Origin of the sequence: Serinicoccus sediminis (genome assembly GCF_004153545.1) — a bacterium.
In the GTDB taxonomy this organism is placed as follows: Bacteria; Actinomycetota; Actinomycetes; order Actinomycetales; family Dermatophilaceae; genus Ornithinicoccus; species Ornithinicoccus sediminis_A.
The window spans coordinates 105,828-120,816 of sequence record NZ_SDVA01000007.1; the positions used below are offsets into that span (position 1 = coordinate 105,828).

A 14,989-nucleotide genomic window follows, 5' to 3' on the forward strand; every position below is an offset into this window, starting at 1 on the left:
CTCAGGATGTCACACCGGCAGCGGACCGGTGGCGGACGAGAAGGGGAGACCGGATGAAGAGACCGAAGGTGCCGATCTTCGGCATCGTGGCCGTGGTCGTGCTGTTCAACGTGATCACCCAGGGGAACATCCCGGTCGTCCCGATCATCCTCGGGCTGGTCGTCGTCAGCATGGTCACCGGCCTCGGGCGCCGCCCGGCCCCGGTCGGCCGGCGGCCACGGCCCGACGACGCGGGAGATGACGGCCGGCACCACGACGACGACACCGAGCTGCCCCGCATCGACGTGCCGCGCTACCCCGACGGCGCCCCGCGCTCCTCCGACGGCACCTCGCCACCCCCGCCACCCCTGCCCGCCCAGGGCCCGGGGGCGCCCGGCCACGGCGCCGAGGAGCAGGGCGGGCCGCGCGCGAACCCGTGGGCGGCGCCGGGTGCCCCGCGGCCCGAGGCCACGGCATACCCCACCAGCACCTCGACCGACCCGGTCGTCTCCCTCGGCCAGCTGCACCTCGGGCGGCTGGGCCGGGAGCTGGACACCGCCGCGCGCACCGGCGCCAGGCCGGACGTCGCCCGTCTGCTCGGCGAGGTCGAGCAGCTGGTCGAGCGCTCGCTGATGATGCTCTCCGGCGCCTACGGCGGCCCGGGCAGCGGGCGCAAGGAGTTCGAGTCCGGGCTGCGACGCCTGGGCGGTGAGGTCGACGCGGCCCGCGGCGAGGAGCCGGCCGGGAGCAAGGTGGGCAGGGTGGTCCGGACCTGCGGTGCCCTGGCCAGCACCGGGAGGTATGCCTAGACGCCCCGGAGGGTGGGCCGGCCCGGGCAGCCGCGCGGCGGGGCGACCGGTCGAGCAGGGTGTGCGTCGACCGGTCGAGCGCCCGGGGCGGGGCATACGTCAGACTGTGCGGATGAGCGAGTCTTTCGACGCCGTGGACATCATCCGGACCAAGCGGGACCGGGGGGAGCTGAGCGGGGAGGAGATCGCCTGGGTCATCGACGCCTACACCCGTGACGCCGTCGCCGACGAGCAGATGTCGGCGCTGGCGATGGCCATCCTGCTCAACGGCATGGACCGGCGGGAGATCAGCGACTGGACCAAGGCCATGATCGCCTCGGGTGAGCGGATGGACTTCTCCTCGCTGTCCCGTCCGACCGCCGACAAGCACTCCACGGGCGGGGTCGGCGACAAGATCACCCTGCCGCTGGCGCCGCTCGTCGCCGCCTGCGGGGTGGCGGTGCCGCAGCTGTCCGGACGGGGCCTGGGTCACACCGGCGGCACCCTGGACAAGCTGGAGGCGATCCCCGGTTGGCGGGCGTCGTTGTCGAACGAGGAGATGCTGGACCAGCTGGAGGACGTCGGCGCGGTCATCTGCGCGGCGGGCTCCGGCCTCGCCCCGGCGGACAAGCGGCTCTACGCCCTGCGCGACGTCACCGGCACCGTCGAGGCCATCCCGCTCATCGCCTCCTCGATCATGAGCAAGAAGATCGCCGAGGGCACGGGCACGCTGGTGCTCGACGTCAAGGTCGGGTCGGGGGCGTTCATGAAGACCGAGGAGGACGCGCGCGAGCTCGCCGAGACCATGGTGGCGCTCGGGCAGGACGCCGGGGTGCACACGGTCGCCCTGCTCACCGACATGTCGACCCCGCTCGGGCTCACCGCCGGCAACGGCGTCGAGGTGGCCGAGTCCGTCGAGGTGCTCGCCGGCGGTGGACCCCAGGACGTCGTCGACCTCACCGTGGCGCTCGCCCGGGAGATGCTGGAGGGCGCGGGCGTGAGCGACGTCGACCCGGCGGACGCGCTCGCCGACGGTCGCGCGATGGACGTGTGGCGCAGGATGATCGCCGCGCAGGGCGGCGACCCGGACGCCGCGATGCCGGAGTCGAAGGAGAGCCACGAGGTCGTCGCGGACGCGGACGGCGTCCTGACCCGGCTGGACGCCCTCGCCGTCGGCGTGGCCGCCTGGCGGCTGGGGGCCGGCCGGGCCCGCAAGGAGGACCCGGTCCAGGCCGCCGCCGGCGTCGTCATGCACGCCAAGCCGGGCGACGAGGTGCGCAAGGGTCAGCCGTTCATGACGCTGCACACCGACGACGCCGGCCGCATCGAGCGGGCCACCACCGCGCTCGACGGGTCCTGGGCCATCGGGTCCGCCGACGAGGTGGAGACGGCCGACAGCATCGTCATCGACCGCGTGAGCTGACCTCGCCCGCCACCTCCCCCACCGGACGCGCGCTCAGCACGCACCGGACGCGCGCCCAGCACGCACCGGACGCGCGCCCAGCACGCACCGGACGCGCACCGGACCGGCGTCAGTAGCCCTGGCCGTCCGCACCCGCGACGTCGGATCCCGGCTCAGGCACGACGAGGGTGCCGGCCTCCTCGCGCTCCCGGGCGCCGGCGAGCAGCGCCTGCGTCGACGACGTGCCGATCCGGGTGACGCCCTCGGCCACCATCGCGAGGAGCGTGTCGATGTCACGCACCCCGCCGGAGGCCTTGACCTGCATCGTGTCCGGCACGTGCGCCCGCATGAGACGCACGTCGGGCAGGGTCGCGCCTCCACCGGCGAAGCCGGTCGAGGTCTTGACGAAGTCGGCGCCGGCCTCCTCGGACGCCCGGCAGGCGGCCTGCTTCTGCTCGTCGTCGAGCAGGGCGGTCTCGAAGATCACCTTGACCAGGGCGTCCACGGCGTGGCCCACCTCCACGACGGCAGCGATGTCCTGCTTGACGGCGTCGAGGTCACCCCCGCGCAGCCGGCCGATGTTGAGCACCATGTCGAGCTCGGTCGCGCCGTCGGCCAGCGCCTGCCGGGCCTCGGCGACCTTGGCCGCGGTGGAGGTGGTGCCGTGGGGGAAGCCGATGACGGTGCAGACCCGGGTCCGGTGCCCGTCGACCGCGGCGAGCGCGAGGCGCACGTCGGAGGGACGCACGCAGACCGACCAGATCTCGTCGGCGGCGAGCTCGCGACAGGCCTGCTCGACCTCGTCCGGGGTGAGCTCGGGCTTGAGCAGGGCGTGGTCGATGAGGTCGGCGACATCCTGCGTGGTCAGCGTGGTGCCAGGGGTGATCGTGTGCGACATACCCTCCAGAATAGGATCTTCGCCATGCCGACGATGTTGCGGCCGGTCCGGGTGCCCGGGACCGGGGAGAAGCTGATCCAGGAGCTGGCCGGTGCCGCGAGCACCGGGCAGGACACCGTCTCGGTGGCGCGGATGACCGCGCCGGCGGGGTGGGACGAGCCGGGGCAGCGGCCTGAGTTCGACGAGATCACCTACGTCCTCGCCGGTCACCTCGTGGTCGAGCACGACGAGGGGCAGGTCGAGCTGGGGGCGGGGGAGTGCATCCTGACGCGCGCGGGGGAGTGGGTGCGCTACTCGGTCGGGCCCGGCGGGGCCGAGTACCTCGCCGTCTGCGCCCCCGCGTTCACGCTGCAGCGGGCGAACCGCGATGTCTGAGGCGCTCGGTGCCGAGCAGGTCCGCCGGCTGCCCAAGGTGCTGCTGCACGACCACCTCGACGGCGGCGTCCGCCCCGCGACGGTGCTCGACCTCGCCCGTGAGCAGGGGTATGCCGCACTGCCGGCCGACGACGTCGACGCGCTGTCGCGGTGGTTCGCGGCGTCGGCGGACAGCGGCTCGCTCGTGCGCTACCTGGAGACCTTCAGCCACACGGTCGGGGTCATGCAGACGTCCGACGCGCTGCGCCGGACGGCCCGGGAGTGCGTGCTCGACCTGGCCGCGGACGGGGTGGTCTACGCCGAGGTGCGGTACGCCCCCGAGCAGCACCTCGAGGGCGGGCTGAGCCTGGACGAGGTGGTCGAGGCGGTCAACGCCGGGTTCCGCGAGGGGGAGGCGGTCGTGGCCGCGGGAGACGCGGACGCCCCCGCCGGGCCGGTCCGGGTGCGGGCTCTGCTCACCGCCATGCGGCACGCCGCGCGGAGCCGGGAGATCGCCGAGCTGGCGGTGCGCCACCGCGCCGAGGAGGTCTGCGGTTTCGACATCGCCGGGGCCGAGGACGGCTTCCCGCCGACCCGCCACCTGGGCGCCTTCGAGTACCTGCGCCAGGCCAATGCGCACTTCACCATCCACGCCGGCGAGGCCTTCGGGCTGCCCAGCATCTGGGAGGCGATCCAGTGGTGCGGCGCGGAGCGGCTGGGGCACGGCATCCGCATCATCGACGACATCACCCTGGACGGCGCGCCCGTCGGCGAGGACGTGGCCGCCGCCGTCGACCGGGCCCGCGTGGACCCGGGTGCCTTCGCGCTGGGCGAGCTCGCGGCCTACGTGCGCGACCGGCGCATCCCGCTGGAGATGTGCCCCAGCAGCAACGTCCAGACCGGCGCCGCGCCCTCGATCGCCGAGCACGCCATCACGTTGCTCGACGCGCTGCGCTTCCGGGTGACCCTCAACACCGACAACCGGCTCATGAGCGCGACGACCATGACGCGGGAGGCGCAGCTGCTGGTGGACCAGGCAGGGTGGGGTATGCCGCAGCTGCGGCGGGTAGCGGTCAACGCGATGAAGTCGGCGTTCCTGCCCTTCGACGAGCGGCTCGCGCTCATCGAGGGAGTGCTCAAGCCGGCCTACGACGGCTGACCGGGCGCCCGACGGGCACGCCGTGCGCGTCGCCGGGTGGCCGGCGGCCTCAGCGCCCCTCGGGCAGCACCCGGGCACGCAGCGCGTCGGCCCGCTCCAGCCGCTCCTCGTCGCGGCGCCGGCGCTGCGCCAGCACGCTGGCCATGACCTGCTCGGGGTGGGAGCCGGGCGGTGGCGCCGGCGCGACGTAGCCGAGCAGAGCGGCATACAGCTCGCTGCCGGTCTGCGCGCGCGCCGCCGGCGTCAGGCTGGGGGCCCGGGCGAGGAACTGCCGGGTGGCCACCACCAGGGCGTCGGGGACGACCCCGATGTCGGCGCCCCCCACCCAGTCCGCGAGGACCGGGTCCACCTGCGGGGGTTCGGGCAGCCGCAGCCGGACCCGGTCGTGCACGACGTACGTCCCGGCCAGGAAGTCGCCCAGGCGCTTGCCCTTCTCGTTGGTCATGGCGGTGATGAGCGCCACGCTGCCGAGCGTCATCCAGATCTCGAACGCACCGACCAGGGCACGGATGACGGCGTGCCGCAGCCCGATCGGGCCGGTGTCGTCCCGCACGGTGCGCAGCCCCATGACGAGCTTGCCCAGGGTCCGGCCGTGGGTGAGCGTCTCCAGGGTGATGGGGACCCCGGCCATCGCCAGCACGGTGAGGACGATGAAGAACACCTGACCCAGGGCGGCGTCCGCCTCGAACAGGTCACCGGGCAGCAGCAGGACCAGGGCGACGACGCCGGCCGCGATGACGAGCAGGTCGATGAGCCCGGAGACCATGCGCGTCGGCACCGGGGCAGCGGGCAGCTCGACCTCCACCGCCTCGCTGGTCACGAAGCGCTGCGCCTCGAAGATCCCCCGGGTCGCCATGTCCCGCACTCTAGTCCGGGCGAGCGGTCGGATGACCTACCGTGGTGCCGTGGACCTCGATGCCCTGGTCGGGCGCCGGCGCGCGGCGTGGGAGCGGCTGGACCGCCTCTCCCGTCAGCGCCACCTGGACGGGCAGCAGGCCGACGAGCTGCTCGACGGCTACCAGCGGGCGGCGACCGACCTGTCCGTGGTGCGGTCCAGCGCGCCGGACGCCGGCGTGGTGACCCACCTGTCGACGCTGGTGGCCCGGGCCCGGGCACGGGCGGGGCGGGTGCGGACCGCGAGCTGGTCGGGGATCGGGCGGTTCTTCGCCGAGGACTTCCCAGCGGCGCTCTACCGGCTGCGCTGGTGGTGGGGCATCACCGCCCTGGCGAACGTCGTGGTGGGGCTCGTGCTCGGCTGGTGGCTGGTGCAGAACCCGGTCGTCGAGCAGTCGCTGCTGTCGCCGGAGGAGGTGACCGAGCTGGTCAACGTCAGCTTCGAGTCCTACTACTCCGAGAACGCCGCCAGCAGCTTCTCCACCCTCGTCTGGGTCAACAACGCCTGGGTCGCGGCCCGCTGCATCGGGATGGGCGTGCTCGGCCTGCCGGTCATCTGGCTGCTGTGGCAGAACATCGCCAACGTCGCGGTGATCGGCTCGCTCATGCACCGGCACGGCCGCGGCGACGTCTTCTGGGGCCTCATCGCGCCGCACGGCCTGCTCGAGCTCATGGCGATCTTCGTCGCGGCGGGGGTGGGGCTGCGGCTGTTCTGGGCGTGGGTGGCGCCCGGGCGGCGGACCCGGCTGGCCAACCTGGCCGCCGAGGGCCGGACGGCCGCGGGGGTGGCGATCGGGCTGGTCTTCGTGCTGCTCGTGTCGGGCCTCATCGAGGGTTTCGTCACGCCCTCGCCCCTGCCGACGTGGGCACGGGTCGGCATCGGCGCGCTGGCCCTCGGCCTCTTCTTCGCGTATGTGTTCACCCTCGGGCGGCGCGCGGTGCGCCGCGGCGTCAGCGGGGACGTCGGCGAGGACCTGCAGGCGGCGGCGGCACCGACGGCGGGCTGAGCCGGGCTAAGGCAGCCCCTGCGCCTTGAGGGCCAGGTAGTGGTCCGCGAGAGCCACCGGCAGCTGCTCGGGCGGCTCGTCGAGCACGGTGACCCCCAGCTGGACGAGCGCCGTCGCGGTGCGGTGCCGCAGCGCCTCGGTGCGCTCGGCGGCCGCGGCGGCGTAGGCCTCCTCGACGCCGTCCGCGCCCCGTCGCAGGTCCTGCAGCGCCGGGTCGGCGACCGAGGCGACCACGACCCGGTGGTGCGCGGTGAGGGTGGGCAGCACGGGCAGCAGGCCCTCCTCGAGGGCGGCCGGTTCCAGCGGGGTCAGCAGCACCACGAGGGCGCGGCGGCGGGTCAGGGTCGTCACCGCACCGGCGAGCATCGGCCAGTCGGCCTCGAGCAAGGCAGGCTCCAGGGGTGCCATGGCGGTGACCAGCTGGTGCAGCAGCCCGGACCGGCCGGCGGTGGTGCCCGACCCCACCCGGGCGCGGACGGCCCGGTCGCCGGCCACGAGGTCCACCCGGTCCCCGGCGCGCGAGGCGAGCGCGGCCAGCAGCAGGGCCGCGTCCATCGCCGCGTCCAGGCGCGGCTCGTCCCCGATCCGGGCGGCGCTGGTGCGGGCGGTGTCGAGGACGAGGATGAGCCGGCGGTCACGCTCCGGCTGCCAGGTGCGCACCACGACGTGCTGGCGCCGCGCGGTGGCCCGCCAGTCGATGGACCGGACGTCGTCACCCTCGACGTAGTCCCGCAGGGAGTCGAACTCGGTGCCCTGCCCCCGGGTGCGGACCGCCGAGCGGCCGTCGAGCTGGCGCAGCTGGGCCAGCTTGGCCGGCAGGTGGCGCCGGGAGCGGAAGGGCGGCAGCGAGCGCACCGCCCCCGGCACGTCCACCGTCGCCTGACGGCCGGACAGGCCCAGCGGCCCGTGGGTGCGCACCGTCACCCCGACGGCCGGGCGGTCGCCGCGCCGGCTGGGCCGCAGCGTGGTCACCACCCGGCGCCGTTCGCCGGGCGGCAGGTCCAGCGGGTGGCGCGTCGGCTCCTGCGCCCCCGCCGACGGCACCCACGCGTCCCGCAGGACAGCCCGCACCCGTCGGCCGCCGGTGTTGGTCACGAGCAGCGTGGTGGGGGTCTCCTCCAGCAGCCGGACCTGGGCCACGGGCAGGCGGTGCAGCTCCAGCGAGCGGGGGCGGGGGGCCGCGGCCGCGTCGGCCCCCACGAGCACCGCGACCAGGACCAGCCAGCCGGCCGCCAGCAGCCCCGCCGCGTCCGGCCAGAGCACCACCGGCACCAGCCCCAGCAGGGCCAGCGCCACGACGGGGCCTCGGACGATCATCGGCGGCCCTGGCTCAGCGGGGGACCGGGACGCTGGCGAGCACCGACTCGAGCACCGAGTCGGCGGTCACGCCCTCGAGCTCGGCCTCCGGCCGCAGCGCGACCCGGTGCGCGAGGGTGGCCCGGGCCAGGGCCTTGACGTCGTCCGGGGTGACGAAGCCGCGACCGGACAGCCAGGCCCAGGCGCGCGACGTGCCCATGAGGGCGGTCGCGCCCCGCGGGCTGACGCCGAGCTGCAGCGAGGGTGCGGCGCGGGTCGCCCGGGCGAGGTCGACGACATACCCGACGACCTCGGGGGAGACCTGGACCGTGCGCACCGCTGCCGACGCGGCGGCCAGGTGCTCGGGCGACGCCACGGCGCGCACCCCCGCGGCGCCGAGGTCTCGCGGGTCGAAGCCGGCGGCGTGCCGCTCCAGCACCTGCACCTCGTCCTCCCGCGGCGGCAGCGGCAGGGTGACCTTCACGAGGAAGCGGTCCAGCTGCGCCTCCGGGAGCGGGTAGGTCCCCTCGTACTCCACCGGGTTCTGGGTCGCGGCGACGAGGAAGGGGGAGGGCAGCGGCCGGGAGGTGCCGTCGACGGTCACCTGCCGCTCCTCCATGGCCTCCAGCAGCGCGGACTGCGTCTTGGGCGGGGTGCGGTTGATCTCGTCGGCCAGGAGCAGGTTGGTGAAGACCGGGCCGGGGCGGAACGCGAACTCGCCGCGGCCGCTGTCGTAGATCATCGAGCCGGTGACGTCGCCGGGCATGAGGTCGGGGGTGAACTGCACCCGCTTGGTGTCGACGGACAACGCGGTCGCCAGGGTGCGGACGAGCAGCGTCTTGGCGACGCCGGGCACGCCCTCGAGGAGGACGTGGCCCCGGGCCAGGAGCGCCACGATGAGACCGGAGACGGCCTGGTCCTGGCCGACGACGGCCTTGGCGACCTCGGCCCGGACCTCGTGCAGGGCCGACCGCGCGGACTCCTCGTCGGGGCGGGTCGCTGGGCGGTCCGCGCTGTCGTGACCGGGGGGCGGCTGCTGGGTCATCGTGTCCTCTCGGCGTCGCTGGTGCCAGGGCGCTGCTCGGGGGAGCCCCCGGGGTCAGGGTAGTCGGTGGTGCCGGACGGGCCGGGTCGCCCCGGCCGCCGCAGCTCGTCCTCGAGCGCGTGCAGCTCCCGCACCAGGGTGACCAGGCCGGCGTCGTCCGTGGCGGTGCCCGGGTCGAGGAGGAGGGGCCGCACCTGCTCCGTGCTGCGGCCGCTGACGCGGCTCACCACCTCGACCAGTCGGTCGGGACCGGTCGTGGTGGACAGGCCCAGGAGCGGGGCCAGCCGGCGGCGGGCGCCGGCCTGCACCGCGCGGGCCGCGTGCCTGCTGTCGTGGGCCTGCTGGTAGAGCCGCGCCCGGCTCAGGGTCGTCTCGGTCGACCGCACGACAGCCGGCAGCGGCTCGGTCACGACCGGCCCGAGGCGGCGGCCCTGCCAGAGCGCGAGCGCGAGCAGGCCCCCGGCCACCACCCACAGGGCGGGGGTCAGGTTGCGCGGCAGCACGTCCCACAGCGAGCCGGCCGCCTCCAGCCCGAGGTCGGACGGCTGCGGCTGCACCCAGACGAGCCGGTCGCTGCCGCCGAGCAGCCGCAGCGCGACCGCCGCGTTGGCCTCGTCGGTGACGCGCGCGTTGGTCCACGTCGGGCCGATCCCCGCGAGGACCGTGCGCGGACGGTCCTCGGAGGGCTCCAGCACGAGCACGGCGCCCTCGCGGGCCCCGCCGAGGTTGTGCCCGGCCCCGGGCGGGAAGCACGCGGTCGTCGCGGCCCGCTCCTGCGACCCGGCGGCCAGCAGCACGTCCCAGCCGGCCAGCTCGTCGCCCTCCCGCGCGAAGGGCACGGTGCAGTCGGCGCCGACGGGTATGCCGGAGCCCCAGGACTCCTCCACGTCCAGCCCGAGCGAGGGGCCGACCTGCCCGGTGCCGTCGGCGAGCACCACGAGCTGGTCGACGGCGGACAGCGACGTCACGAGGTCCGCCCCGGCCTGGGGTCCGAGGTAGCGGGTGTGCGGGAGCAGAACGGTGGTCCCGGGGCCGAGGGTCTCCGGGTCCAGCCCGCCGGTGCCCGCGACGAGCTCGACGTCGACACCCTCGTCGCGCAGGACCTCGGCCAGCGCCTGCGCGCCGTCCGGGCCGTTGTTGACCGGGCTCAGCGGCTCCCCGGACCGCGGCGTGCTCAGGAGGGCGGCCACCACCGTCACCACCACGACCAGCAGCACCCACGGCGCCCACCGACGCAGCACCCTCACGAGGGCACCACCAGGTCGGGGCGCCGCCCGCGGGTCACCCCGGGCCGGGCGGTCGCGAGCGCCGCCTCGAGGTCGAGCACGGCGCGCGCCTGCTCCTCGCTCGCGCGCCGGCCGCCGTAGCGGACGGCGTCGAAGGCGTCACCGGCCCGCCCCAGGCCCGTGGCGTGCTCGTCGAACACCTGCCCCAGCTCCTGCGCTACCTCGTGGGCGGTGCGGCCGGGGCGGTCGTCGAGCAGCGTCCGCTCGATCGCGCCGGCGGCGATGGCGCGGTATGCCTCCAGCACGGCCTCGTCCGCCCGTCCTGCGGCGAGGGCGTCCCGGGCGGCGGCGCGGTAGTCCGCGGCCGAACGGCGCGCCCCGTCCAGGACCGACCCGGCCTCACGTGCCGTGGCGAGCCGCCCGGTGCGCCACCGGTCCCGGGTGACGAAGAGCACCACGGCGAGCACCGCGACGCCGACCGCGCCCAGCACCACCCACGTCGTCCACGGCGGGAGCGGGCCGAGGGCGGCCGGGTCGGGCAGCCGGTCGGTCACCCACTGCCACAGGCGCAGCCACCACGGCTCCTCCAGGCGGTAGTCGCCGGAGTCGAGCTCGTCCTGCAGCCACCGGCGCGCCTCGTCACGGTTGGGGTCCAGTGGTCGCTGGGTGGTCGGCACGGGGGACGAGGTCGACGGGTCGGACGACGGCATACCAGGGGTGCCTGCCGGGCTCAGCGCGACCGGGCCGCGGCGCGCTCCTGGGCGGCCCGCACCAGCGAGACGTCCAGACCCTCGCGGCGGACCCGCTGGTCGAGGTAGAGCAGGGCGGTCACCCCGGCGGTGAACGGGATGGTTAGCGCGCCGACGACGAGCTGCAGCGCGTGGTCGGTGACGACGGTGACGGGGCTGAGTGGGGAGCCCACGACCTCGGGGCCGACCAGCGCGGACACCAGGGCGACGACGGGCAGCTGCACGACCGCCGCCAGGATGCTGGTGACGATCCCGGCCAGCAGGGTGATGCCGACGACCCGCCACGCCTGGGCGCCTCTGGTCAGCGACCACGCCCGGGTGATGCCTCGCCACGGTCCCACCCGCTCCAGGACGACCGGTGCGGGGGCGAGGCTGAGCCGGCAGCCGGCCCAGACCAGGCCGACCACGAAGCCCACGGACAGCAGCACCGCCAGCACGATCGACAGACCCGACTCGTCCAGAGCGACGAGCAGACCGACGACCGCCACGACCAGCAGCACCAGCGCGACGGTGAACAGGACGCCGAGCAGCAGCACGGTGCCGACCAGGGCGAGCAGCCGGCCCCGCACGGCCGCCCAGGTCGAGGCCAGGCTCGCCCGGTCGCCCAGCACGGCCTCGCCGATGACGTGCACGATCATCCCGGTCAGGGCGATCGAGGCCAGGGAGCTCAGCAGGCCGCTGACGAGCAGCAGGATCAGCTCGGCCCCCAGCTGGTCGACCGAGGACAGCGAGCGGGTCGCGAGCAGGGTGAGCAGCAGCGAGGGCACGAGCACGACGGACAGCACGACGAGGCCCATCCCGATGGTGGCCTCCGGGTTGCGTCGCATCGTCTGCAGCGACCCGCCGAACATGTCGCCGAGCGTGAGCGGCCGGAGCGGGACGACACCGGGCTGGTGCAGCCGGGCGAGCTGCTCGGGCGGCAGCTGCTGCCACTGCGGCGGCGCCGTCGGTTGCTGCCCGGGCCGGTGCCCGCCGGGCGGCTGGTGCCACTGCGGGGTCCCGCCGGCGGTCTGGCCGGGGGGTGGTGCGTGCGGACCCGGGGGCGGGGGTGGGGACGGCGAGACCGGCTCGCCGTGCCCGGGGTCGCCGTGCCCGGGCTCGCCGGGCGGCGGCCCGAAGGGTGGCTGCGTCATCCCCCTGCTCCTTCGTCGACGGACGACGGGTGCGGACCCGACGACGCCATGAGCCCCCGGGCGTGGACCTGCGCCTCCCGCGCCGTCATGGCCCGGGCACCGAGGTCCTCCTGGGCGGCCACGATACCGGGCTCGGCCCGCCGCAGGACGTGACCGCGCCGCCACAGGGTCGTCGGCGGCTTGCGGCGTTCGGCCAGGTCACGGGCCAGACGACGGGTGAAGGTGAGCCAGGGGCGGTTGCGGATGCACCAGGCGTCGGCGAGCAGCCCCCGCGAGCGCAGACCGGTGACGGTGTGGGCGGCGAAGATGCCCTCCGCCACGACGACGGTATGCCCACCGCGGCTCACCTCGTGCGTGCCGGTGACGGTCGAGCGGCTGATGTCGTAGACCGGCATGTGCGCCGAGCCCGTGCGGCACAGCTCCTCCAGCGCCTGCAGCGAGGCGTCGAGGTCCCAGGAGTCGACGTGGTCCCAGTCGGGCAGCCCCAGCGTGCTCATCGGCAGGCCGGGGTCGTCACCCTCGCGGTAGAAGTCGTCGAGCTGGACCACCGGCCAGCCGTGTTCGGAGTGCAGGTGCGCGGCGAGCCTGGACTTGCCGGCGCCGCTGGGGCCGGCGAGCACGAGGACTCGGGCGGGGGTGAGGGCCGGGTCCATGGGGGGACAGTCTAGAGCGCCGGCCCGCGCGGCTCCCGGGCCACCTGCGCTCAGACGAGCACCGCGAGGACGGCCAGGACGACCGCCGCCGCCAGCGCCCCGATCGCGGCGCGGGCGGGTGTGGTCACCACCTCGGTGGCGCCGTCGTCGAGCTGGCCCCCGTCGAGGCGCCACCGCTGCAGCGCACGCTGCGCCTCGTCGGCCACGGTCTGCGCGGTGGTGCCCCCGTCGCCGCGGCGCCGCGTGGTGTCGGCGTAGTCGTCCAACCGGGTCGGGCGGGCCCGCTCGCGCTTGGCCGGCACCGCCCAGGCGCTGTGCCGACGGCCCTCCGTGTCGTGCAGCTCCAGGGCCCACTGGTGGGTGATCTCGTCCACCGCCGCGAACGGCACCGCGGTGTCCCGCACGAGGTTGACCAGGAGCACGCCGTCCTCGTGCAGCACGGCCCGCGGGCGCAGGAAGAGCACCCACGCCGCGGCGGCGACCCCCACCACGAGCGCGACGGCCCCCAGGGCGCCGTCGCGGTGCCCGGACAGCAGGTCCCAGACGGTGAGGCCGGCCAGCACGGCCGCGCACGCGACCATGGCCCAGCCGAGGACCCGGGCCGGCAGCGCACGGTAGGTGCCGACGACCGCGCCGCGCAGGGTGGTGTCCGCCGTCGCCATGGCTGCTCCCTCCGCGCCCGCGCGGGCGCAGGTCGATCTGGACCGTTCAGACCTCGGTGAGGTCCTGCATGCTCTCGCGGACCTGGGCCAGCCGCCCGGTCGCCTCCTCGCGGGCCCGCGCCAGGTCCTCGGGGCCGTCGACGTCGACGACCGCCTCGAGGTAGACCTTGAGCTTGGGCTCGGTGCCGCTGGGCCGCACGACGACCCGGGTGTCGTCCTCGAGGAGGAAGCGGATCCCGTCGGTGGGGGGCAGCCCGTCGACACCCTCGGACAGGTCGTCGGTGCGCGCGACGGCGACGCCGCCCAGCTCGGCCGGGGTCTGATCGCGCAGCCGCTTCATGACCGGGGGGATCTGCGCGAGGTCGGCGACCCGCACCGAGAAGGCGTCGGTCTGGTGCACGCCGTGGCGCACGGCCAGGTCGTCCAGCAGGTCAGGCAGCGTGCGACCCCCGGCCTTGAGGGTGGCCGCCAGCTCGGCGGCCAGGAGGGCAGCGGTCACGCCGTCCTTGTCGGGCACGGTGGCCGGGTCGACGCAGTAGCCGAGGGCCTCCTCGTAGCCGTAGGCGAGCCCCGGCACCCGGCCGATCCACTTGAAGCCGGTGAGCGTCTCCACCGGCTCCAGCCCGGCCGCCTCCGCCATCGCCCCGAGCAGGCGCGAGGAGACGATGGAGCGGGCGAGCACCGGGCGGTCGCCCCCGGCGCGTCCCCGATCGATGAAGTGCTGGCCCAGCAGCGCGCCGACCTCGTCACCGCGCAGCATCCGCCACCCGTCGGCGCCCCGGACGGCGAGGGCGCACCGGTCGGCGTCCGGGTCGTTGGCGATCACCAGGTCCGGGTGCTCCTGGCCGGCGAGCTCCAGGGCGGCGTCGATCGCGCCCGGCTCCTCGGGGTTGGGGAAGGCGACGGTGGGGAACGCCGGGTCCGGCTCGGCCTGGCTGGCCACCGGCGCCGGAGCGACGAACCCGGCCCGCTCGAACGCCCGCCGCACGACCTCGGACCCGACCCCGTGCAGGGCGGTGTGGACGACGCCGAGGTCCCGGGGGCTGTCGGGGTCGAGGACCGCGACCGCCCGGTCGAGGTAGGCCTCCAGCACCTCGTCGTCCAGCGTCTGCCAGCCGTCGTCCGCCAGCGGGACGTCGGAGACGCGCGCCACCGCCGCGATGTGCTCCGCGATGTCGGCGTCCGCGGGCGGGACGATCTGCGAGCCGTCGCCGAGGTAGACCTTGTAGCCGTTGTCCTGGGGCGGGTTGTGGCTCGCCGTCACCATGACGCCCGCGTCGGCGCCCAGGTGCCGGATCGCGAAGGCGAGCACCGGCGTGGGCAGCGGGTGGGGCAGCACCATGGCGGTGCCGCCGGCGGCGGTGACGACCGCCGCGGTGTCGCGGGCGAACACGTCGGAGTTGGTGCGGGCGTCGAAGCCGATGACGACCGCCGGCCCCGGGGTGGCGTCGCCGGCCGCCTCCCGCTGCTGGCGCAGGTATGCCGTCAGCCCGGCGGCGGTGCGGATGACCACGGCGCGGTTCATCCGGTTCGGCCCGGCGCCCAGCTCACCGCGCAGCCCCGCCGTGCCGAACTCCAGGAACCCGGCGAACCGGTCGGCCAGGTCGTCCCGGGCCTGCTCGTCGCCGCCCTGCACGGCCTCGAGGACCTCCTCGAGCTCGGCCCTGGTCTGCGGGTCGGGGTCGTCGTCCAGCCAGGCGCGGGCGGTGGTCACCAGCTCGTCCGTCTTGCTCATGGTCACTCC

Annotated in this window: 15 protein-coding genes; 5 read left to right on the forward strand and 10 right to left on the reverse strand. The window is 75.5% G+C overall.

Going from position 1 to position 14,989, the window contains the following annotated elements; all coding sequences use genetic code 11:
* Positions 1-53 precede the first annotated feature (53 nt).
* Complete coding sequence (locus tag EUS26_RS08450; RefSeq protein WP_130013085.1) at positions 54-788, forward strand: hypothetical protein; 735 nt, start codon at positions 54-56, stop codon at positions 786-788.
* A 112-nt stretch (positions 789-900) separates the two neighbouring features.
* Positions 901-2,190, forward strand: coding sequence for a thymidine phosphorylase (locus EUS26_RS08455; RefSeq protein ID WP_130013087.1), 1,290 nt, complete (start codon positions 901-903; stop codon positions 2,188-2,190).
* Between the two features lie 109 nt (positions 2,191-2,299).
* On the opposite strand, the gene deoC is transcribed toward EUS26_RS08455, so the two are convergent.
* Positions 2,300-3,067 carry a deoxyribose-phosphate aldolase gene (gene deoC / locus EUS26_RS08460; protein WP_130013089.1) on the reverse strand — a complete coding sequence of 256 codons (768 nt, stop codon included), beginning with the start codon at positions 3,065-3,067 and terminating at the stop codon, positions 2,300-2,302.
* A gap of 24 nt (positions 3,068-3,091) precedes the next feature.
* Between deoC and EUS26_RS08465 the strand changes: the two genes are divergently transcribed.
* Both EUS26_RS08465 and EUS26_RS08470 read left to right on the forward strand, forming a co-directional pair.
* The gene (locus EUS26_RS08465) at positions 3,092-3,442 is read left to right on the forward strand and encodes a cupin domain-containing protein (protein ID WP_130013091.1); all 351 of its coding nucleotides are present in this window, start codon (positions 3,092-3,094) and stop codon (positions 3,440-3,442) included.
* On the forward strand, positions 3,435-4,580 hold the full coding sequence (locus EUS26_RS08470) for an adenosine deaminase (protein WP_130013093.1): 1,146 nt from the start codon (positions 3,435-3,437) through the stop codon (positions 4,578-4,580). The genes EUS26_RS08465 and EUS26_RS08470 overlap by 8 nt, the downstream gene beginning before the upstream one ends.
* A 49-nt stretch (positions 4,581-4,629) precedes the next feature.
* Here EUS26_RS08470 and EUS26_RS08475 read toward each other — a convergent pair whose 3' ends face one another.
* A complete protein-coding gene (locus tag EUS26_RS08475) occupies positions 4,630-5,436 on the reverse strand; it encodes an RDD family protein (protein WP_130013095.1) in 807 nt (268 codons plus the stop codon).
* A 49-nt stretch (positions 5,437-5,485) separates the two neighbouring features.
* On the opposite strand from EUS26_RS08475, the gene EUS26_RS08480 reads away from it, so the two are divergent.
* Positions 5,486-6,481, forward strand: a complete 996-nt coding sequence (locus EUS26_RS08480) for a stage II sporulation protein M (protein ID WP_130013097.1) — start codon at positions 5,486-5,488, stop codon at positions 6,479-6,481.
* 6 nt (positions 6,482-6,487) lie between these two features.
* On the opposite strand, the gene EUS26_RS08485 is transcribed toward EUS26_RS08480, so the two are convergent.
* Genes EUS26_RS08485 through EUS26_RS08520 form a run of 8 tightly spaced genes read right to left on the reverse strand, consistent with a single transcriptional unit; the run spans position 6,488 to position 14,980 of the window.
* Positions 6,488-7,798, reverse strand: a complete 1,311-nt coding sequence (locus tag EUS26_RS08485; RefSeq protein ID WP_130013099.1) for a DUF58 domain-containing protein — start codon at positions 7,796-7,798, stop codon at positions 6,488-6,490.
* Between the two features lie 13 nt (positions 7,799-7,811).
* Positions 7,812-8,822: an AAA family ATPase gene (locus tag EUS26_RS08490; RefSeq protein ID WP_130013101.1), complete on the reverse strand. Its 1,011-nt coding sequence runs from the start codon at positions 8,820-8,822 to the stop codon at positions 7,812-7,814.
* Positions 8,819-10,063, reverse strand: coding sequence for a DUF4350 domain-containing protein (locus EUS26_RS08495; RefSeq protein WP_130013103.1), 1,245 nt, complete (start codon positions 10,061-10,063; stop codon positions 8,819-8,821). Before EUS26_RS08495 ends, EUS26_RS08490 begins: the two co-directional genes overlap by 4 nt.
* 2 nt (positions 10,064-10,065) lie before the next feature.
* Positions 10,066-10,758, reverse strand: a complete 693-nt coding sequence (locus EUS26_RS08500) for a DUF4129 domain-containing protein (RefSeq protein WP_130013105.1) — start codon at positions 10,756-10,758, stop codon at positions 10,066-10,068.
* Between the two features lie 20 nt (positions 10,759-10,778).
* Entirely contained in the window at positions 10,779-11,930 is a 1,152-nt protein-coding gene (locus tag EUS26_RS08505; protein ID WP_130013107.1) for a DUF7847 domain-containing protein, read from the reverse strand.
* Complete coding sequence (locus tag EUS26_RS08510) at positions 11,927-12,583, reverse strand: uridine kinase family protein (RefSeq protein ID WP_130013109.1); 657 nt, start codon at positions 12,581-12,583, stop codon at positions 11,927-11,929. The genes EUS26_RS08505 and EUS26_RS08510 overlap by 4 nt, the downstream gene beginning before the upstream one ends.
* A 50-nt stretch (positions 12,584-12,633) precedes the next feature.
* The gene (locus tag EUS26_RS08515; RefSeq protein WP_130013111.1) at positions 12,634-13,245 is read right to left on the reverse strand and encodes a hypothetical protein; all 612 of its coding nucleotides are present in this window, start codon (positions 13,243-13,245) and stop codon (positions 12,634-12,636) included.
* A 46-nt stretch (positions 13,246-13,291) separates the two neighbouring features.
* Positions 13,292-14,980: a phospho-sugar mutase gene (locus tag EUS26_RS08520; RefSeq protein ID WP_130013113.1), complete on the reverse strand. Its 1,689-nt coding sequence runs from the start codon at positions 14,978-14,980 to the stop codon at positions 13,292-13,294.
* Positions 14,981-14,989: the final 9 nt, after the last annotated feature.